Source organism: Bradyrhizobium sp. UFLA03-84 (assembly GCF_002289535.1).
In the GTDB taxonomy this organism is placed as follows: domain Bacteria; phylum Pseudomonadota; class Alphaproteobacteria; order Rhizobiales; family Xanthobacteraceae; genus Bradyrhizobium; species Bradyrhizobium viridifuturi.
This window is the reverse complement of record NZ_NSJY01000005.1, coordinates 433,248-452,457: the sequence shown is the minus strand read 5'-3', so window position 1 is coordinate 452,457 and position 19,210 is coordinate 433,248. Positions and strand designations below refer to the sequence as shown.

Here is a 19,210-nt window from a genome sequence, read left to right as displayed (position 1 = left end):
CGCGACCTTCCGTCAATGCACGCTTGATCCTCGGCCGCCGCCCGGGCTATGGTCCGGCCGGTCGCCCCCATGGGGTTCGACCTCAAGCAATTGAGATCGCGGGCGTAGTTCAATGGTAGAACGGCAGCTTCCCAAGCTGCATACGAGGGTTCGATTCCCTTCGCCCGCTCCAGTCCTCAGGCAAATTCGTGCCGGCAATCGCAGGAGACGAGACGTGAGGTTGCTTGCGGCGCTGCTGCTCTCGCTCGGCGCGCTTTGCACGGCGACCCCGGCGTCGGCCCAAATGTATGACCCTCGCTATCCCGTCTGCATGCATGTTTACGGGGAACTGCTCGGCGAGCGAATGGATTGTATCTTCACGTCGTTGCAGCAGTGCCAGGCCAGCATAGCGGGGAATCCGGCAACCTGCCTGGTCAACCCGTTCTACGCGCCAAGACCGGTGCGTTCTGACAGGCCCGGACGATGACCTTTTCTGCTCGTATGCGCGGGCATTTATTTGAGATCAATGCATGGACTGGTGGTTCTACGTGCTCATTGCGATTGCTGTGCTGGGATGCGCATACGTCGTTCGCGCCCGTCGCGGCAGGGATTCGAACGAGGACGAGGAACTGAACCGGCGGATCGACGAGCGTGTCGATCGTCTCGATCTCACGCGCCGCAATCGCGACCGGGATTCTTAACCGGTCTCGCGCGATGGTCCCGGGATATTACGGCGATCTGTTCACGCAACGTCCGCGGCTAACGAACTGTACTCAACCTGTTCTTCTCACAACGCGCAGTTATGTTTCCGTAGTTCTCCGCGTTTGAGAACGGAGTTCCGCCGGAACGCTTCAGCGGGTTCCGGCATTGGCCATGTAGAACCGGCCACCCTCCGGCAGAGAATGGTCGGTTCAAGCCCGCGGCCGGTCGTCCGCTCTCAACCACATCCCCTAGAGGACGGCCGCCGCGGGTCCCGACCGCGCGCACTCATCGCCATCCCATCGCGGGCGCGACCTGGGTCAAAATGCTCTCGATCACATGCGCGTTGTGGGCAACGCCGAGTTGATTGGGGACGGTCAGCAGCAACGTGTCGGCCTCCGCGATCGCCTCATCCGTCTTGAGCTGCTCGATCAGTTTGTCCGGCTCGGCGGCGTAGCCGCGACCGAAGATCGCGCGCGTCCGCTCGTCGATGAAGCCGATCTGGTCTTCCTCCTGCCCGTTGCCGAAATAGGCACGGTCGCGATCGTCGACCAGCGCGAAGATGCTGCGGCTCACCGAGACCCGCGGCTCGCGAGTGTGGCCGGCCTCCTTCCACGCGGCGCGGTAGGCCCGGATCTGCGCGGCCTGCTGGATGTGGAAGGCCTCGCCGGTCTCGTCGCTCTTCAGCGTCGAGCTTTGCAGGTTCATGCCGAGCTTCGCCGCCCAGACCGCTGTCGCGTTCGAGCCGGCGCCCCACCAGATGCGCTCGCGCAAGCCTTGCGAGAGCGGCTCGAGCCGCAGCAGCCCCGGCGGGTTGGGAAACATCGGCCGTGGATTCGGCTGCGCAAAGCCTTCGCCGCGCAGCAGCTCGAGGAAGATCTCGGCATGACGCCGGCCCATGTCGGCATCGCTCTGGCCCTCGCCCGGCTGGTAGCCGAAATAGCGCCAGCCATCGATCACCTGCTCAGGCGAGCCGCGGCTGATGCCGAGCTGCAGGCGTCCTTTCGCGATCAGGTCGGCCGCGCCGGCGTCCTCGATCATGTACATCGGATTTTCGTAGCGCATGTCGATCACGGCGGTGCCGATCTCGATCCGGCTGGTCCTGGCGCCGACCGCCGCCAGCAATGGGAAAGGCGAAGCGAGCTGGCGCGCGAAGTGATGGACGCGAAAATACGCGCCGTCCGCGCCGAGCTCTTCGGCGGCGACCGCAAGGTCGATGGATTGCAGCAGCACATCCGCGGCGGAGCGGGCCTGGGATTGCGGGGAGGGCGTCCAGTGCCCGAACGAGAGGAAACCGATTTTTTTCATGTCGGCAATGTAGGCATGTCCGACGCGAATTGCGATCCGTGGGGTGATCCCGGCATGACTGAAAGTCAGCCGGGCATGACTGAAAGTCATCAAAGGATGGTGGAATGTGTTTACCAGCCGCGTGAATATCCTGCGGCAAATGTCGCGGGTTTTGCGGATCGTGCCATTGCCCGGGTGCTGCATGCGTGCAGGTCCTGCCGCCTGCGCTGTCGCGCGACTTGCGATTGCCGGACGCGCCGCCTAGCTTTCGGCCGCCATTCTTCCCGCCACCACGTGTCCGCAGGTCCCGATGTCGCAGCCGTTTCTGTTTCAGCCGATCACGCTTCGCGGCGTGACCTCCCGAAACCGCATCCTGATTTCACCGATGTGCCAGTATTCGGCGACCGACGGCCTCGCCAACGACTGGCACCTTGTGCATCTTGGCAAGTTCGCCCAGGGCGGCGCCGGGCTCGTGATGGTCGAGGCCGCGGCGGTCGCCGCCGAGGGCCGCATCACCCATGGCGACGTCGGGATCTGGAATGACGAGCAGATCGCGCCGCTCGAACGCATTGCTGCCTTCCTGAAGGACAACGGCGCGGTGCCCTCGATCCAGCTCGCGCATGCCGGCCGCAAGGCCAGCATGCAGCGGCCATGGTATGGCAATGCCGCGCTCGACGAGGCCGACCGCGCCCGCGGCGATCTGCCGTGGCGAACGGTGGCGCCGAGCGCGATCCCGATGGAGGAAGGCTGGCTGATGCCGCATGCGCTCGATGTCGCCGAACTCGCCGCGCTGCGCGAGCAATGGCGGCGCGCGACCTTGCGCGCGGTGGAGGCCGGCTTCGAGTTCGTCGAGGTGCATTGCGCGCACGGCTATCTGCTGCACGAATTCCTCTCGCCATTGTCGAACCGCCGCAGCGACGCCTATGGCGGCGACCGCGCCGGGCGGATGCGCTATCCGCTCGAGATCATCGAGACCGTGCGTGCCGCGTGGCCCGCCGAGCGGCCGCTGGCGGTGCGGATCTCCTCGGTCGATGGCGTCGAGGGCGGCCTGACGCTCGAGGACCAGATCGCGTTCGCGCGCGAAGCCAAGGCGCGCGGCGCCGATTTGATCGATTGCTCGTCGGGCGGCCTGCTCGGTTCGGCAACCGCGGCGCGGATTCCGCGCGGCTATGGCTTCCAGGTGCCCTATGCGGACGAGATCCGACGCGCCGCCGAAATCGCCACCATCGCGGTCGGCTTGATCCTGCATCCGCAGCAGGCCGAGGATGTCCTCGCCAACGGTCAGGCCGATCTGGTCGCAATCGGGCGTGAGGCGCTGTTCGATCCGAACTGGCCGCTGCATGCCGAGCTTGCGTTGGGTGGCGGGAGCGGCGAAGTGTTCGCGTCCTGGCCGAAGCAGTATGGCTGGTGGCTGGAGCGCCGTGAGCCTGGCCTGCGCAGGCTCGAAGGCCCGCCGTTGCCGTTCCGCAGCGCGTGACGCGACAAGCTGCGACAGAATCATGAGGGAGGATTTGACATGACGAGTTCGGCCCAGCGCCCCTATCGCGGCGTCTTTCCGGTCGCGCCGACCATCTTCGACGCCAACGGCAACCTCGACCTCGACGGACAGCGGCGCTGCATCGATTTCATGATCGATGCCGGGTCGCACGGCATCTGCATTCTCGCCAACTTCTCCGAGCAGTTCGTGCTGACCGATGCCGAGCGCGAGACCGTGATGCATGCCGTGCTCGAGCACGTCGCGGGCCGCATCCCGGTGATCGTCACCACGACGCATTTCTCCTCGGCGGTGTGCGCCGCGCGCAGCCGCGAGGCGCAGGCCGCCGGCGCCGCGATGGTGATGATCATGCCGCCCTATCACGGCGCGACCTTTCGCGTCGGCGAGCTGGCGATCTACGAGTTCTATCGCGTGGTCTCGGATGCCATCAGCATTCCGATCATGATCCAGGACGCGCCGGTCGCGGGCACGCCGCTCTCGGTCGATTTCCTGGCGCGGATGGCGAAGGAGCTGGCCAACATCAGATACTTCAAGATCGAGGTGCCGATGGCCGCGAACAAGCTGCGCGGCCTGATCGAGAAGGGCGGCAGCGAGATCGAGGGGCCGTGGGACGGCGAGGAGGCGATCACGCTGATGGCCGATCTCGATGCCGGCGCCACCGGCGCGATGACCGGCGGCGGCTATCCCGACGGCATCCGCCAGATCATGGACCCGTTCTTCGCCGGCCGCCGCGACGAGGCCGTGCAGGCTTATGCGCGCTGGCTGCCGCTGATCAACTACGAGAACCGGCAATGCGGGCTGCAAGCCTGCAAGGTGCTGATGCGCGAGGGCGGCGTCATCAAGTCGGACGCCGTACGGCACCCGCTGCAGCCGCTGCACCCGGCCACCCGTGCCGGGCTGATCGAGATCGCGCGCACGCTCGATCCGGTCGTGCTGCGCTGGGGACGCTGAGCCTCACCGGCTGCCCGTCCGGATCGTCGCTCCCGGCTGCATTCACATAACCGTCAACAACGGTATCTACCGTTCCGATCCGGTACGGGGAGCGGGGAATTTTGCCCCAATGTGCACTCTGGATAGGTCTGACCGCTCGGGCAGAGGATGATCGAAACCTTCCGGGTTGGCGGTTTTGCGATGCGCTACGGCCATTTCGTGCCGCGGCTCTACAATTACTGCCGGTCGCTCGGCTTCGAGCGGCAGCATATGCTGCCGTCACGCGCCTTTTGCTCCGATGAGAGCCAGGGCTATCCGGTCATGCTGCTGGCCCAGCATTTCGGAACGTTTCCGTTCGACCATGGTCGGGTCGGCGGCAAGGTCGCGATCAACCGCCACGGGCCTTATGCCCATCACGGCGAGGACCTGGTGCTGATCCAGGCCAGCCATGTCGGCTACAATCCCGATGACGGCCGTTTCGGCGTCTATCAGCGTCACCGCACCGACGGTTGCCGGTTCGGCGATTGCTGCGGCAAGCTCTGCGGCGTGCTGCGCTGGTACGAGGACGAATACGCCCATGCCTGCCGGCAGGTGCAATGCGGCCGTCTCAATGGCGAGCCGGTGTTCCAGATCGACAATCAGTATCTCGACGAGGGCCGCAGCGAAGGTGTCTTTCTGCGGCTCGACCGCATAGTCGAGACGCCGCTTCAGCCGCTGACCGTGCTGAGCACGTCCAGGGTCTTTCGCGCGGGCGCAGCGATTCGTCAGCGGCTCGGCGACGCCTGCTTTCACGAGACGGCGGCGCCGATCGGTGCGGCGCTGTCACCCGACCTGTTTCACTTCCGCCGTGCGCCGGCTGAAGGCCCCGAGGGCCATGACCTTCTCGAGGCGGCGCTCGCCCCGGTCATGCCGGCGCTGGTGACGTCGTCGCACCCTGCGCTGGATGCCGCTCGCTACGTCACCCAGGCCGAGTTCGACCGCACCTACCGCAGCATCCTGCGCGAGCCGGCGTTTGCGACCAAGAACGTGCTGTTCGTCTCCGGCCTCAACATCGACGTGTCGCCGCGCGAGGGATTCCGGTTCCCGTTCACCAAATTCGTGCCGTGGGCGGCCTACGCCCGGCTGCGCGACGGCCGCGCATTCCTGCTCGAGCAGGAGCAACTGGTCGAGGCGCTGCGCCGGATGCCGGGCGAGAATCCGGATTGCCTGTCGTTCGACACGACGATCGAGCAGATGACCACAGCGCCGGAAATCCGGATTCCGATCGGCTGATGCAGATGACGACGCTCCCCGCTCTGCGTGCGAACACCGCTCCCGAACCGCGTCTCCAGCGCCTGGAATTCGCTGACCGCGAGTGCGGCTTGACCCGCCGCGGCTTCATCCTCGGCTGCCTCGGCATGGCCGCAAGCCAGGTGGTGCGCCTGCTCGACAAGTTGCAGCAGTTGCCGCTGCTGCGCATTCGTTTTCCCTGATCCAAAGCGTTTTCGAGCGAAGTGCACACCTGTTCGCGTGAAGAAGACGCGTCAAAAAAGAATCCGGGCGTTACAGCCAGCGCGAGACGGAGAAGATCAAGAGGCCGACGAGCCCGCCGACGACCGTGCCGTTGATCCGGATGAATTGCAGATCGCGGCCGACCTGCAATTCGATCCGCATGATCAGGGTTTCGGTATCCCAGTTCTCGACTACCTTGCGGATGAAGGCGGCGATTTCCTGGCGTCGCGATGCAACGGCGCGCAGCGCGGCGACGCGCAGCCAGCGGTTGATGCGGTCGCGCATCTCGGCATCGTCACGGACCCGTGTAGCGACCGAGATCAGGGCGGTTTCGATCGCGTCGGCGATCGCGGCCGAGGTCGCCGCCGAGTTCAGCCGCGCCTCGATGGCGTGCCACATCGCATCGATCTGCCGGATCACGGCGGGATTGTCGAGCATCTGCTGCTTCAGCTCCTCGCCCCTGGCGAGGTAGTCGGGATCGGTGGCGAGGCGGTCGATCAGGCGCTCGATCTCGGCCTTGAGCTCGACGCGCCAGGGATGATCAGGCTCGCGCATCTCGTCGAGCGTCTGGCTGACGCCGGAGATGACGCGGTCGGCCACCATGCCGTCGACCCATTTCGGCACGAACCGGTAGGAGCGCTGCGAGACCTTCTTGCGGATGGTTTCCTTGTTGTTGGCGAGTGCAACGCTCGCTGACGTGATCAACCGCTCGATCACCACCTGGGCGTTGCCGTGCGCCCACAACAGCGCCAGCACGCGCGAAGCGAGCGGGGCTGCGGGAACCGCGGCGATCCCCTGCCTTGTCCGGCGGGTCAGAAAGGCGTTGATCTCGGCGCTCGGCGTTGCCTGCAGCGCCTGGTGGACCGCCGAGACGGTGCGCTGGGCGGCGCTGCGCGCGTGCGACGGACGCTCGATCCATTGCGCCGCCCAGCCGGCGATGTCGACGTCGCGAATCCGATCGCCGACCACGCGGGGCGACAGGAAGTTATTGGCGATGAAGCGGCCGAGCGCGACCGCGATCCGCTGCTTGCTCTGCGGAACGATCGCGGTGTGCGGAATCGGGATGCCGAGCGGATGACGAAACAGCGCGACCACCGCGAACCAGTCGGCGCATGCGCCGATCATGCCGGCTTCGGCGAAAGCGCGCGGATAGGCCAGCCACGGCCAGTGCGGCTGCGCCATCGAGGTCGCCAGGAACACCAGCAGCATGAACACGAGCAGGGCCGTGGCGAGCGCCCGCATGCGACGAAGGTCGCGCAGCCTGGTGTCCTCAGGCGGATGTGCGGCGCCGATGTCCAATTGCTGCCAAACGCCTCATGCCGTCGCAACGCCGCGCCGCAGTCCGAGCCGGGCCGCGATCGCCGCATAATGTCGCCTGACGCCCGCGCTGCCATAGGCCCGCTCCAGCCGGCGCACGGTGAAGTGCCCCTTCGCGATCTTCTGGAAATGGTCCATGAAGATGACGTTGACGCTCGCGCCGAACGCCGCGCCGATGATCGGCACCGCGCCGGCCGCGGCCTTGTCCGAGACCACCAGCCCGAACCGCGAGACGATCTCGCTGACCAGGTTGGAGATCACGGGAGCCGAGGCATCGACCGCGCCGCGCTCCAGGATATAGGCGGCTGCGTCGCTGGTGTATTTGCTGATCAGCGCGCGGGCAGCGTAGTAGCCGACATCGATGCTGTCGTCGGTTCGCTTGGTGCCGTAGGCGAACACCTCGAGACAGGCGAGCCTTGCCTCGATCTTGGAGAGATCCTCGCCCTGGTGCCTTGCGATTTCGGCGATCGCGCGCAGCATCAATGTCGTGGTCAGGGGAAGTTCGATCGCCAGCGCGCCGAAGCCGAACAGGCCGCTGACGCCTCCGGTTACGCCTGCGAGAAACGACGAGAAGGTCACCGCGGGTGACGGCGGCGGCTTCTCGTCGAGCGTATCGACGGCAACTTCCAGCCCTTTCATGACTGCGGTGCGCACCAGCCCGCTGAGCTGGCGGTTGGCGGCCTTCGGCAGCAGGTTGAGGACCCGGTTGACGGGAACGCCCGCATAGTCGGCGATCCTTGCCGCGAGGTTGGAGCTTTCCAGCGTCTTGACTGCGGCTTGGAGCGCGGCGTGATCGCCGGGTGGAAGGACAACGAGCTGGGCGACATCCTGGCTCATTGATACCTGAGAATTGGCCGTATGCCGTTGAAGCTCGCCAGGATCGCCGAGCCGTTGCTGATCAGCGCAGTGACCTCGGGCGTGATCAGCCCGCCGGGCAGGGCTAGTCCCAGCGCCAGTGTGTTCAGCGCCGCAACGATGGCGTAGTTCTGCTTGATCAGGCTGACGGCGCCTTGCGAGATCTCTACCGCCTTGACGAGCTTCCAGAGCGAATCTTCCATCAGGATGACGTCGGCGGATTCGTGCGTGACCTCGGCGCCATGCTTCATCGCGATCCCGACATCGGCGAAGCTGAGCGCAGGCGAATCGTTGATGCCGTCGCCGACCATGGCGACCCTGCGGCCCTGGCGCTGCAGTTCCTGGATCACGCCGGCCTTGTCGGCCGGCAGCATGTCGGCGAAGTGCTCGGTGAGGCCCAGATTCTCGCAGACGGCGCGCGCCACGACGCCGTTGTCGCCGGTCAGCATGATGCTGTTCTTGACTCCCAGCGCATGCAGCCGCTGGATCACCGAACGGCTCTCCTCGCGGATTTCGTCGGAATACGGCACGAGGCCCGCGAGCTTGCCGTCGACGGCGATATAGAGGCTCGAAAAGCCGCGCTGGTCGAGCGCCGCGCGATCGAGGGCCGAGGCGTCGACGGCGATTTCGCTCTGGCGCATGAAGCGCTGGTTGCCGACATGGACGTAATAGCCGTTGACCTGGCCCTCGACGCCGAGGCCGAGGCGGTAGGTGGTCTCGTTGCAGGGCGGGATGTTCACCGCGAGCTGCCGGGCCCGCGTGCGCAACGCCTCGGCGACCGGATGCTGCAGCTTGGTTTCGGCGGCCGCGGCGAGCCCGAGCAGATGGTTCGGCGTGATCTGCTTCTGGTAGGAGATCACGTCGATCACGGCGGGCGTGCCGTGGGTGAGGGTGCCGGTCTTGTCGAACACCATGGTGTCGATCCCGGCGAGCTTCTCCATATGACCGCCGCTCTTGATGATCATGCCGGTGCGCGCCGCGAGCGTCATCGAGGACAGCACCGAGGTGGGGGCCGCGACGCGGATGCCGGTGCCGTAGTCGACGATGACGAGCGAGAGGAAGCGATTGAAGTCGCCCGAGACCATCGCGGTGCCGGTAGCAAGCGCGAGCGTCGGGGTCACCAGCCGGTCGGCGAAGCGTTCGGCATGGTTCTGCATGCAGGTGTCGCCGATCGGCGCGGATTCGATCAAGCGGACGATCTGGCCGGCGGTGGTCGCCGTTCCGACGCGCAGCGCACGCAGCGTGATCTGGCCCTCGCGGATCACGGTGGCGGCGAACGCGGCTTCGCCCTTGCCGCGATGCACCGGCAGGCCCTCGCCGGTGATCGTCTTCTGGTCGATGGTGGCGGAGCCGTCGATGATCTCGCCGTCCACCGGGATCATCTCGCCGGGATACACCACGACGATGTCGCCGTTCTTGAGCTCGGCGGCCGGGATCGACACCACCTCGCCGTCGCGCAGCAGCCAGGCCGTCTTCGACTGGAATTCGAGCAGCTCATTGATCGCTTTCCGCGAGCCCGCCGCGGTCAGGTCGCGAATCCAGTCGCCGAGCTTGATCAGCCAGGTGACGATGCAGCCGGCCAGCGGATTGCCCTGGAGCACGGAGGCGCTGATCGCGAGCGTATCGAGCACGTCGATGTTCAGCCGGCTCTCGTTGGCCCAGACCTTCCAGGCGCGCCTGGCGATCGGGATCGCGTTCCAGAGCATCAGCGGCATGTTGATCGCCGTGATCACCGGATTGGCGCTGAACGCCATGAACAAAGACAGGGTCGGCAGTGCCAAGGGCGAGCGCTTGGAGACTTCCGGAACGCTGGCGCGCGGCGAGGCCGCGTCCGGTGCGGTGCTCGCGCACAGCGCCTTGAGGTCGGCGAGGCTCATGGCCTTGAAGCCGTTCAGCAGCGCGAGCAGCCGCTGCTCGTGCGCCGGATCGTATTCCAGCACGAGGCTCGCACAGTCGTAGTTAATCCGTGCGGTCCTGATGCCTTCCTGCGCTCGCAGCCAGCCGAGGCAGATCTCGCCCAGGTTGCGATTTTGTCCGAGCGCGGGAATGCTCAGACGAATGCGTCCTGGTATGGAGTGGCAGAAGCGGAAGTCCATGAATTCGCACTCTTGCCCCTGGCGGGTCAGGCCGCCGCGCCTTCCGGCTCCGCCTGCTCCGCGTCGCGCATGTTGGCTTGAATCATGTGGTTGAGCGCGAAGATCGCCAGCGTGACCCAGACCGGCGTCGCGGCGTTGGCGCCGACCTCGAAGATGGTGAAGCCGGCGATGCCGGTGGCGAGCAGGATCTTCAGATCGACCACGTTTCCGGTGGCGACCTTGATGCCGTTGTCGAAGTCCTTGAAGAAGTCGACGATCACCCTGGCCGTATGCGAGTGCTCGGCAAGATACTCGGCCTCCTGCTCGATCTTGGTCGCCAGCGCGTCGATTTCGTTGGCCGGCGGCTTGTAGTGACCGCCGGTGTGATGCTGCAGCCGGCCATGAAACTCGTCGTGCCGGTCGGCATCGTAGTGCAGCACGACACTTCCCGTGGTCGGATTGACGGTGACGTCCTCGATGCCGGGAATGACGCTGAAGGTCTGTTTGATCTGTTCGAGAAGCTCGGGGTTTTCCTTGGCCGACGGCACCTTCATGCGGATCCGGCCCGGAACCTGATGCGCGATCTGCAGCTTCATCTTTGTCATCGCATTCCTCTCACAGCGTTCCAACGCCGGCGCGGGACGCGAATGATGCCGTCGTCAAATCCGATTGCGCGCCGTGCCGGCGTCGCAAGGCCGATCGGCGGCGCACGTCGCCGCCTTGCCGCCCGTCCGATCCCGTTCAGGCCGCGGACGAAGCCCGGCTGTCGGCCGCCTTGCCTTCCTGGGCCTGGCTCTCGGCCTTTACTTCCGCAACGATGTCGTTCACCTGCTCGTGGGCTTCGGCAAACATCTCGCGCGACTTCTGCGCGAACTTGTAGGTGCCGCGAACGGTGGACTTGAACAACGGATTGAGTGCGCCCGCCAGCTTCGGCAGGTACTTCGGCGCCGCGACTGCGGCAACGCCAAGCGCAAGTCCCGGCAGCAAGGCAGCTTCGAACACGGCCGCACCGACAGCCACCACCGCGACGACCGCGACCGTCTTGTTGATGCCGCCGCCTTCTTCGGAATCCTGCTCGGGGGCGTCATGGTGGAAGGCGGTATCGTGACTGCTACCATTGGTGTTCGGGTTCATCGGAAATCCCTTGTGACCGCACAACTAACTGCAGTTTCATCAATAACGGCGGATTGAAATGGATTCGTGACAGTTTGATTACAGTCGTCCGACCGGTTGCGGCGGCATGGTGTCGCGGCGCGACTGGGCGCATCTACTCACCTGCGGGAGTGCCCGCATCGGGCGCGGCAAGCCTCGGCGGGCGATCTTTATGTCTCGATGTGTCTGCGCTCAGCTGGATCCAAGGGCAGATGCAGGTTGCGCCGCCCTACCGGTCCCACGTCACCGGCAAGTCCAGCAGGCCGCGGAACGCCCAACCGCCGATCCGCGGCGGCCGGTCTTCGATCAGGCGCAGATTCCTGAGCCTTGCGAAGATCGCGGGCAGCGCGACGTCGGCGACCATGGCGCGCGATGCCCAGGCGCCGGCGCAGAAATGCGGACCGGCGCCAAACGCGATGCTCTTGCTGGCGTCGCGGCGGACGTCGAAGCGATCGGGCTCGTTGAAATGCTTCTCGTCGCGGTTCGCCGAGCCGAACATCAGGAACACCCGCTCGTTGGTCTCGAAGGCGACGTCCCGGATCGTCCACGGCTTTGCGATCCGCCGCGGCGACATCCCGATCGGCGAGATCCAGCGCGCATATTCCTCGAACGCCTGTAGCCACGGAATCGCGCCGCTGGTTGCCAATGCGAGCTGGTCCGGGTGGGTCAAAAGTGCCCACACCGTGCCGGCGATCGCATCGCGCGGCTCGTTCTGGCCGCCCGAGATCGCCAGCTTGATGTTGGCGCGCACGCTGTCCATCGGCATGTCGGTCTGCAACAGCACGCCGAGCAGGCTGAGGTCGGGCGTCTTGCGCAACACCGGCACCATGTCGTCGATCGCGGCGTCGATGCCCGAGGTCGCGGCACGGCAGCGCGCCTCGATCGCGGGGTCGCCGACGTAATTGGCGATGCCGTCGATCATGCCCTGCGACCAGGCATTCATGTCCTCGAACCGCATGTTGGTGAGGCCGGTGATCGATTTCAGGCATTCGGCTGAGAACGGCAGCGCGAAGGCCTGCACGAAATCGACCACCCCATTCGGCGTCAACTCGTCGAGGATGCGTGCCGCATGTCCCGCGAACTGCGCAGTCCAGTGCGACCTGACTGTCTTCGGCGAGATCGCCGGGAAGATCGCCTTGCGCTCGTTCATGTGCGCATCGCCGTCCTTGCGCATCATGTTGTGGCCCATCAGCCTGTTCATCAACCCTTCGGGCTGGTGCGACGAGAACACGTCGATCTGCTTCTCGGAGACGAAGATGTCGTCGCGGTTGCACAGCAGCGTGCTGCCGAGTTGCGGCACGAAGGCGATCGGAGCCTGCTTGCGCATGCGCGCCAGCGTCGGATAGGGATCCTGCCAGAAGGCGGGGATGTCGATGTCGAAATGGGGGGCGGTGCTCACGACGTGATCTCGGGTTGCCTCGGGTTTCGAACCGAGCATAGGCCGGCAGGCGCGGCCGGTCTGTCCCTACCGTTGGGGACAGGGGAAGCGGCCGCTTCGACGCTTCAGTTCAGCTGCCGTGCCGACGCCATCAGCCGCAGTGCGATCGCGAACAGCTCGTTCTGCGAGGAGATGCCGAGCTTGTCATAGGCGCGCTTGCGATAGGTGAGGGCGGAGTGCAGCCCGATGCCGAGTTCGGCGGCGATCGCTTCGGAGCTGAGGCCCGAAAGGATGCGCAGGCAGACCTCCCTCTCGCGTCCGGTCAGCCTGGACAATGGTTCGGCGGTCGCAAACAGGGTCTTTAGCCGCGCGATCGGATCGGCGTCCGGCTCGCGCTGGAAGTGCCGCGCCACGGCTGCGGTCAACGCCGGCGCCACCGCGGCGAGGCGCGCGATCTGCGCGCGGCTGAAGCGGCCCTGCGCGGTGATCTGGTAGAAATTGACGTAGAAGCAGGTGTCGCCGGTCCAGATCGCGGACGCGAATTTGTCGACGATGTCGGAATCGTCGAAGAAGATCTTGCGGTAGCCGTCGCTGTACATCCGCCGGGCAAAGGTCGGCAGCACGATCGGCACCGCCTGCGTCTTGCCCTCGAACACCGCATCGCGGTTCGGGTCGGCCTGGTGGAAATGTTCGGAATAGGCGATCCCGAGGTCGCGCCCGGTCGGGATGTTGCCGACGTCGAGCAGGCACGCAGCGGACCGCGGCCCGGTGAACGAGAACACCATGCAGTGGCCGACCCCGGCGACGCGGCGCAGCGCGCCGATCAGGGCCTGCGCAAAGCCCTCGCGGCCGATCGCCAGCAGCGCCGGCGTGATGTCGCTGACGACCGAAGTCTTGAAGGCGCGATCTGCCTTCATGGTGTCCTCCCCTGTGTTTCGGGAAGACTAGCAGCGGCTTCACGGGGGTGGAAGCGGCTGACGCGTCGGCGTTCTGAACCTTCCCCGCGTCATTCCGGGGCGACGCGCAGCGTCGAGCCCGGAATTCATTCCACCACAAAGTTCGCGGCCCGATGGATTCCGGGCTCAGCCCTTCGGGTTGCCCCGGAACGACGGAACTGGTTAAGCCCCCGGCACCTGGTCGAGGAAGCCGGTGATGCTCCTGATCCGGCCATCCTTCAGCAGGGCGAAGTCGGTGCCCTTGATCGGGCTGTCGACGCCGTCGGGCCCGAGGCCCCAGGAGAACCGGACGTGGTCGCCGAAGCCGTTCGGCTCGCCGATCAGCTTGAAGGTGAAGTCCGGAAACTTCTGCTGCACGCCGGCGATCAGCGCGTCGACGCCCTCATGGCCGTCGCCGCTCATCAGCGGATCGACATAGCGCGCGTCACTGGTCCAGTTCTGGCTCAGCATCTCGCGGCGCCGGCTCGGCGTCCGCTCGTTCCAGAGCGCGATGTAGTTGCGGGCGACGGTGGCGTGGTCGGTCATGGTGCTCTCCTTCTGATGTGCCGGACTTGAGCGGCTGTCCGGACTATCGAAGGTTCGCGTGCGCCGATCGATTACCTCCGAGGTCATCGCGCGTCGCTGATGTGCCGGTCACGGTTTGATGTAGGCCTCGGGATCGCCGCGCGCGTGCGCCTCCATCGCATCGAGGAAGCAGCGCACCTTGGCCGGGACGAATTGCCGCGCCGGCAGCAGCGCATGCACATTGAGCGGCTCGCAGCCATGGTCCGGCAGCAGCCGCCGCAACTGGCCGGCCGCGACCGCGGCGCGGGTGTAGCTCGCGGTGACCCGCAGCACGCCATGGCCGGCGAGCGCCGCCTGCAGGCGGACATGCGCGTTCGAAGAGGTGAGACGCGCGCGGTCGACGGCGAGATGCTCGACGGCGCCGCCCGGCGTGGTGATCGCCCATCTCGGATCGCTGGGACCGGTCAGAAGCGGCAGCTGTCTCAGCTCGTCCAGCGTGCGCGGTTCACCGAACTTCCCCAGCAGCGCCGGTGCCGCGAACAGGCCGCGCTCCAGCGTGAAGACGCGGCGGATCACGATGCCGGCCGACGGCAGCGGGGCCTCCAGCATCGCGAACACGATGTCGTAATTCTCCGCGATCGGATTGACGATGTCGTGCTCGACGTCGATCCGGATCACGAGCTCGGGATAGCGGCCCATCACCGCGCAGGCGACCGGCCCCGCGTGATGCGCGCCGAATTCGTACGGCGCCTTGATGCGCAGCGTGCCCGCGACCGCGCTCGACATCGCCAGCGCCTCGCTGTGGGTGTCGTGCAGCGCCGCGAACAGCGGGCGGACCTTGCGATAGATGGTCTCGCCGGAATCGGTCAGCCGCAGGTGCCGCGTGGTCCGCTCGATCAGCCGCAGCCCGAGATTGGCCTCGAGCCGCTGCACCGCAGCACTGAGGCTCGATTTGGGGTGCCCGAGCACGCGCGCAGCCGCGGTAAAGCCGCCATGCTCGACAACCTCGCAAAACAGCTCCCAGTCGCGCCACTCCATGGCCGATTGTCCATCTACCGGTACAGTGTGTCCAGCCAAATCGGATTATCCCGATCGCCGGGATCACCTAACCTGATTGCAAGCAATAGTGCATCGGGAGGGTGAGATGGCTGACGGCGAAATTTTCCTGCGCAACGCGTGGTATGTGGCGGCGCTGAATCACGAGCTGATCGACGGCAAGAAGCTGGCGCGCACCATCCTGGAGCGGCCGATCGTGATCTATCGCGGCGCCAGCGGAAAAGTCGTCGCGCTCGACGACCGTTGCTGCCATCGCGCCGCGCCGCTCTCGATGGGGCGGGTCGAGGGCGACGACATCAGGTGCATGTATCACGGCATGAAGTTCGCGGCCGACGGCAAGTGCATCCAGATCCCGGGCCAGGACGCGATCCCCGCCAGGCTCGGCGTGCGCAGCTATCCCGTGGTCGAGCGCTACAACATGATCTTCATCTGGACCGGCGATCCCGAGAAGGCCGATCCGAAGCTGGTCCTCGACTATCCGCCGCTAGAGGACCCCAAATGGCGCGGCCTGCCGGGCTACATGCACTACAAGGCCAACTGGCTCCTGATCGTCGACAATCTCAGCGACTTCGCCCATCTCGCCTTCGTGCACACCAACACGCTAGGCGGCTCCGAGGAATATGCCTACAAGACCAAGCCGGTCGCGATCGAAAAGCTGGACGACGGCTTCCGCGTCGAGCGCTGGCACATGGGCGCCGATGCGCCGCCCTACCACAAGAAGGTGATCTCCAACCGCGACGACATGGTCGATCGCCGCAATGTCGGCCGCATGATCGTGCCGGGGATCTTCACGCTCGACACGATGTTTGCGCCGGCCGGGCAGGGCGCGGAGAAGGGCGTTCAGGTTCCGGGCACCCGGCAATATCGCAATGCGCAGTTCATGACACCGGAGACGCGCTCGTCCACGCACTTCTTCTGGAACTATCTGCACGATTTCGACATCGACAATCCGAACATTTCGCTGTCGCTGCGGCATTCCCTTGAGGAGGCCTTCAACGAGGACAAGGACTTCATCGAGGCGCAGCAGAAGGTGCTCGACGCTGATCCGGACTATCAGCTGCTCGCGATCGGCGCCGACGCGCCGCTGACCTATTTCCGCTGGCTGTTCGCCCGCAGGCTCGAGGCGGAAAAGGCAACGGCACGGGCCGCATGATCGCGGCAGCGATGGTCGTCCGCGCCTAGCCACAAGTCGCGCCGGGATCGCGAGATCGTGACCTCCCGGCATGGCTGCCGTTCCAGCGGGTTGACGTAAGGTGATCGACCTTAATTCGTCGGTTCTTGATCGGGGTCAAGGTTTCGACCTGCGCCGGCCTGACTATCTTCACCGGCGATCAATCGGTGAGTGAGCTTGCGCGAAAAGGCGGATCCCTCTGAACGGAGTGGCAGCACCAACTGGGTGCAGCACGCCTGGCTATGGCCGTTTGAAGCCATGCGATTGGCGCTGGACATCTCCTCACAATGGTACCCGGATCGCCCGGCCGAGCCGACGGATGCGTCCGACGAAATGGAGCTGCCCTGGACGACGGCCAATTCCGTCGCGCTGCAATTGCCGACGATGCGCCTGCTCGACTTCTCGACAGCGGTCGAGGGCCGACCGCTGTTGGTTTGCGCGCCCTATGCGCTGCACCGTGCGAAGATTGCGGATCTTGCACACGGCCACAGCCTGATGGAGGCGTTGCAAGAGGCCGGCATTGCACGTCTCTATCTCACCGATTGGCGCTCGGCGACGCCGGAGATGCGGTATTTCTCGATCGACACCTTTCTGTCCGATCTCAACGTGGCCATTGACACCATCGGGCCACCCGTCGACCTCGCAGGTCTCTGTCAGGGCGGCTGGCTGTCGCTGCTCTATGCTGCGCGTTTTCCCGGCAAGGTGCGGCGGCTCGTGCTTGCAGGCAGCCCGGTCGACGTCTCGGCACCGTCATATCTGTCCAGGATGGTTGCCTCGCTTCCGCAGCAAGGCTTCGAGGCAATGGTGCGTCAGGGACATGGGATCGTCAGTGGCGAGCACATGTTGCAGGTCTGGAGCGCCCCGTTCAACATGCTCGACGTGGAGGCCGCGCTGCAGCGGCGGCTCGACGGTGAGTCGGAGGATGCGCGGTTCTTGCTCGATCGCTTCACGCGCTGGAACGATGAGACGCTTGATCTGCCGGGCACCTTCTACCTCGAGGTGACCGACTGGATCTTTCGCAAGAACCGGATCGCTACCGGTGACTTCGTCGCGCTCGGTTGCAAGATCGATCTTGCTGCGGTGAAGCTGCCCGTCTACCTGCTCGCCGCGGATAAGGACGTCGTTGTTCCGCCCGATCAGGCATTCGCGACAATGCGGCTCCTGGGTACGCCGCATGCATGGTTGCAATGCGACACCGAGCCGTGTGGTCACCTCGGCCTGTTCGTCGGCTGCATGGCCCTGACTGGCCCGTGGCGCCGGATTGCACGTTGGCTTCAGTCCGATCTTGACGAGGCCGCAAGCGAGCGAGCGCGGATCAGCGCGTGAGGCGCCAAATGAAAATGCCCCGAACTGCAGTTTTGCAATCCGGGGCATCGAACGTCCATCGCGATGTCGCGCCTACTTGGCCGCGACGACCATGATCTCGACATTGTACTGCGGCGCCGCGAGCTTGGCCTCGACGGTGGCGCGAGCCGGGGTATTGCCCTGGGAAACCCAGCCATCCCACACCGCATTCATTTCCGGGAACGTCTTCATGTCGGTGATGTAGATGGTCGCGCTGAGCAGCTTCGACTTGTCGGTGCCGGCCTTGGCGAGGTGGCCGTCGATGATCGACAGGATATCCTTGGTCTGGTCGGTGACGCTGCCGCCCGCCGCCTTGCCGGCGACGACGCCCGCGAGATAGACGGTGTTGCCGTGAACGACGGCCTGGCTCATGCGCGGGCCGGTTTCGAAACGCTGAATGCTCATTTGGGTCTCCACTTGAATGGCGGGCATGTCTATAGCGTTTTCAAGCGAAGTGGCTAGCAGTTCGCGTGAAGAAAACGCGTCAAAACAAGAGATCGAGAGTTTCTGATTTGATCAGAAGCAGACCTCTATACTGTCGGGGCGACCGCCGCCACTGCGCATTTTGCAGCGTACCTCTCACGGAAATCGCATGAAGAATGCCCAAATCGTGTCGGCGCCGTCGATGTCGCCATTCTGCGGGCCGAGCAGTGTGGTGGCCAGTTTAGCAAAATGCGCATCCGGGAAGTTGCCGGGCATGCGGTGACCGCCGCCGTTCACGCGATAGAGCACCACGTCACGTCCCTGCGGACAGTTCGTTTCGATCCGCGTGACGGTCGATTGATCGGACGGATTGCGGTCTGGCAGATCGGTGGTTGCGGCGTCCCCGGTCGCGCAGCCATTGGTGCGCCGCCAGAATTGCAGGGTCCGTTCGGTCGACCAGAATCCGTCGACCGCGAACCTGCTGGTGCCGCGTCCACCCTGATCGGGGATCAGCGGATCGGCGGTGCCGTTCATCAGCAGCATCGGCACCGGTCGCTGCGGCCGGCAGGCGCGCGCGGATTCATCGGTCAGGTTCATGATCACGCTGGCGGCGGCAGCGAACAGATCGGCGCGTTCGCAGACGAGTGTCATCGCCATCGCGCCGCCATTGGAGATGCCGGTGACATAGATGCGCCTGGGATCGGCGGTGCCGTCGCCCACGAGCTTTGCGATCAACTGCGTGATGAAGGCGACGTCGTCGGTGCCCTCGGGCGGCGGATTGCCGGCGCGTCGTTGGTGCGGCCGGGAGTCGGCCCAGGCGTGGTTCAATCCATCGGGATAGGCCACGGCAAAGCCATCGCGCTTGGCGATCAGCGGCCACGACGTCCGTGTCATCATGTCGGCGCTGCTCTGGGTCTTGCCGTGCAGCACGATGACAAGCGGCGCGGGCCTGGTTGCCGGAGCTTGCAGCACGAATGTTCGCGTCGTGCCGTTGACGAGGAGCGAATCCGCAGCCGCCGGCGCAACGCCCAGGGCAAGGACGCCGGCCAGAGCCAACATTACGATTGCACGTCGTCGCATCGCCGCGGAAACCCGACC

General features: G+C 65.4%; 20 protein-coding genes and 1 tRNA gene. 9 read left to right on the top strand and 12 right to left on the bottom strand.

The window, feature by feature from the left end:
* The first annotated feature begins 98 nt into the window (after positions 1 to 98).
* The 3 genes from CK489_RS04905 to CK489_RS41665 all read left to right on the top strand — a co-directional run bounded on the left by CK489_RS04905 (position 99) and on the right by CK489_RS41665 (position 680).
* Positions 99 to 172 (top strand) — tRNA-Gly (locus CK489_RS04905).
* A 42-nt stretch (positions 173 to 214) separates the two neighbouring features.
* On the top strand, positions 215 to 466 hold the full coding sequence (locus CK489_RS42870; protein WP_158226409.1) for a DUF3551 domain-containing protein: 252 nt from the start codon (positions 215 to 217) through the stop codon (positions 464 to 466).
* A gap of 43 nt (positions 467 to 509) precedes the next feature.
* Positions 510 to 680, top strand: a complete 171-nt coding sequence (locus CK489_RS41665) for a hypothetical protein (RefSeq protein WP_198960832.1) — start codon at positions 510 to 512, stop codon at positions 678 to 680.
* Positions 681 to 966: 286 nt separating this feature from the next.
* On the opposite strand, the gene CK489_RS04895 is transcribed toward CK489_RS41665, so the two are convergent.
* Entirely contained in the window at positions 967 to 1,986 is a 1,020-nt protein-coding gene (locus CK489_RS04895) for an LLM class flavin-dependent oxidoreductase (protein ID WP_095731487.1), read from the bottom strand.
* A 289-nt stretch (positions 1,987 to 2,275) separates the two neighbouring features.
* Here CK489_RS04895 and CK489_RS04890 point away from each other — a divergent pair, with 289 nt between their 5' ends.
* The 4 genes from CK489_RS04890 to CK489_RS04875 all read left to right on the top strand — a co-directional run bounded on the left by CK489_RS04890 (position 2,276) and on the right by CK489_RS04875 (position 5,862).
* Positions 2,276 to 3,442 carry an NADH:flavin oxidoreductase/NADH oxidase gene (locus CK489_RS04890; protein ID WP_095731486.1) on the top strand — a complete coding sequence of 389 codons (1,167 nt, stop codon included), beginning with the start codon at positions 2,276 to 2,278 and terminating at the stop codon, positions 3,440 to 3,442.
* A 39-nt stretch (positions 3,443 to 3,481) separates the two neighbouring features.
* A complete protein-coding gene (locus CK489_RS04885; RefSeq protein WP_095731485.1) occupies positions 3,482 to 4,411 on the top strand; it encodes a dihydrodipicolinate synthase family protein in 930 nt (309 codons plus the stop codon).
* A 147-nt stretch (positions 4,412 to 4,558) separates the two neighbouring features.
* Complete coding sequence (locus CK489_RS04880; protein ID WP_095731484.1) at positions 4,559 to 5,662, top strand: hypothetical protein; 1,104 nt, start codon at positions 4,559 to 4,561, stop codon at positions 5,660 to 5,662.
* Complete coding sequence (locus CK489_RS04875; RefSeq protein WP_095731483.1) at positions 5,662 to 5,862, top strand: hypothetical protein; 201 nt, start codon at positions 5,662 to 5,664, stop codon at positions 5,860 to 5,862. Before CK489_RS04880 ends, CK489_RS04875 begins: the two co-directional genes overlap by 1 nt.
* Before the next feature lie 70 nt (positions 5,863 to 5,932).
* Here CK489_RS04875 and CK489_RS04870 read toward each other — a convergent pair whose 3' ends face one another.
* From CK489_RS04870 to CK489_RS04830, 9 genes are all read right to left on the bottom strand, one after another.
* Positions 5,933 to 7,180 carry a DUF445 domain-containing protein gene (locus CK489_RS04870; RefSeq protein WP_095731482.1) on the bottom strand — a complete coding sequence of 416 codons (1,248 nt, stop codon included), beginning with the start codon at positions 7,178 to 7,180 and terminating at the stop codon, positions 5,933 to 5,935.
* A 15-nt stretch (positions 7,181 to 7,195) separates the two neighbouring features.
* Complete coding sequence (locus CK489_RS04865; protein ID WP_095731481.1) at positions 7,196 to 8,035, bottom strand: EcsC family protein; 840 nt, start codon at positions 8,033 to 8,035, stop codon at positions 7,196 to 7,198.
* Entirely contained in the window at positions 8,032 to 10,149 is a 2,118-nt protein-coding gene (locus CK489_RS04860; protein ID WP_095731480.1) for a heavy metal translocating P-type ATPase, read from the bottom strand. Before CK489_RS04860 ends, CK489_RS04865 begins: the two co-directional genes overlap by 4 nt.
* 26 nt (positions 10,150 to 10,175) lie before the next feature.
* On the bottom strand, positions 10,176 to 10,733 hold the full coding sequence (locus tag CK489_RS04855) for an HMA2 domain-containing protein (protein ID WP_095731479.1): 558 nt from the start codon (positions 10,731 to 10,733) through the stop codon (positions 10,176 to 10,178).
* 136 nt (positions 10,734 to 10,869) lie between these two features.
* Positions 10,870 to 11,262 (bottom strand): DUF5132 domain-containing protein, encoded by a 393-nt coding sequence (locus CK489_RS04850; protein WP_095731478.1) that lies wholly within the window; start codon positions 11,260 to 11,262, stop codon positions 10,870 to 10,872.
* A gap of 247 nt (positions 11,263 to 11,509) precedes the next feature.
* Positions 11,510 to 12,679 carry a cytochrome P450 gene (locus CK489_RS04845; RefSeq protein ID WP_095731477.1) on the bottom strand — a complete coding sequence of 390 codons (1,170 nt, stop codon included), beginning with the start codon at positions 12,677 to 12,679 and terminating at the stop codon, positions 11,510 to 11,512.
* A 104-nt stretch (positions 12,680 to 12,783) separates the two neighbouring features.
* Positions 12,784 to 13,575 (bottom strand): helix-turn-helix transcriptional regulator, encoded by a 792-nt coding sequence (locus CK489_RS04840; RefSeq protein WP_050629605.1) that lies wholly within the window; start codon positions 13,573 to 13,575, stop codon positions 12,784 to 12,786.
* A 201-nt stretch (positions 13,576 to 13,776) separates the two neighbouring features.
* Positions 13,777 to 14,139: a nuclear transport factor 2 family protein gene (locus CK489_RS04835; protein WP_095731913.1), complete on the bottom strand. Its 363-nt coding sequence runs from the start codon at positions 14,137 to 14,139 to the stop codon at positions 13,777 to 13,779.
* Between the two features lie 108 nt (positions 14,140 to 14,247).
* Positions 14,248 to 15,156 carry a LysR family transcriptional regulator gene (locus CK489_RS04830; protein WP_095731476.1) on the bottom strand — a complete coding sequence of 303 codons (909 nt, stop codon included), beginning with the start codon at positions 15,154 to 15,156 and terminating at the stop codon, positions 14,248 to 14,250.
* 106 nt (positions 15,157 to 15,262) lie between these two features.
* On the opposite strand from CK489_RS04830, the gene CK489_RS04825 reads away from it, so the two are divergent.
* Positions 15,263 to 16,327, top strand: coding sequence for an aromatic ring-hydroxylating dioxygenase subunit alpha (locus CK489_RS04825; RefSeq protein ID WP_050629607.1), 1,065 nt, complete (start codon positions 15,263 to 15,265; stop codon positions 16,325 to 16,327).
* Positions 16,328 to 16,522: 195 nt separating this feature from the next.
* Positions 16,523 to 17,671 (top strand): alpha/beta fold hydrolase, encoded by a 1,149-nt coding sequence (locus CK489_RS04820; RefSeq protein ID WP_502694103.1) that lies wholly within the window; start codon positions 16,523 to 16,525, stop codon positions 17,669 to 17,671.
* Positions 17,672 to 17,743: 72 nt separating this feature from the next.
* Here CK489_RS04820 and CK489_RS04815 read toward each other — a convergent pair whose 3' ends face one another.
* Entirely contained in the window at positions 17,744 to 18,094 is a 351-nt protein-coding gene (locus CK489_RS04815) for a RidA family protein (protein WP_028334578.1), read from the bottom strand.
* A 174-nt stretch (positions 18,095 to 18,268) separates the two neighbouring features.
* Entirely contained in the window at positions 18,269 to 19,192 is a 924-nt protein-coding gene (locus tag CK489_RS04810; protein ID WP_095731474.1) for a CE1 family esterase, read from the bottom strand.
* Between the last annotated feature and the right edge of the window lie 18 nt (positions 19,193 to 19,210).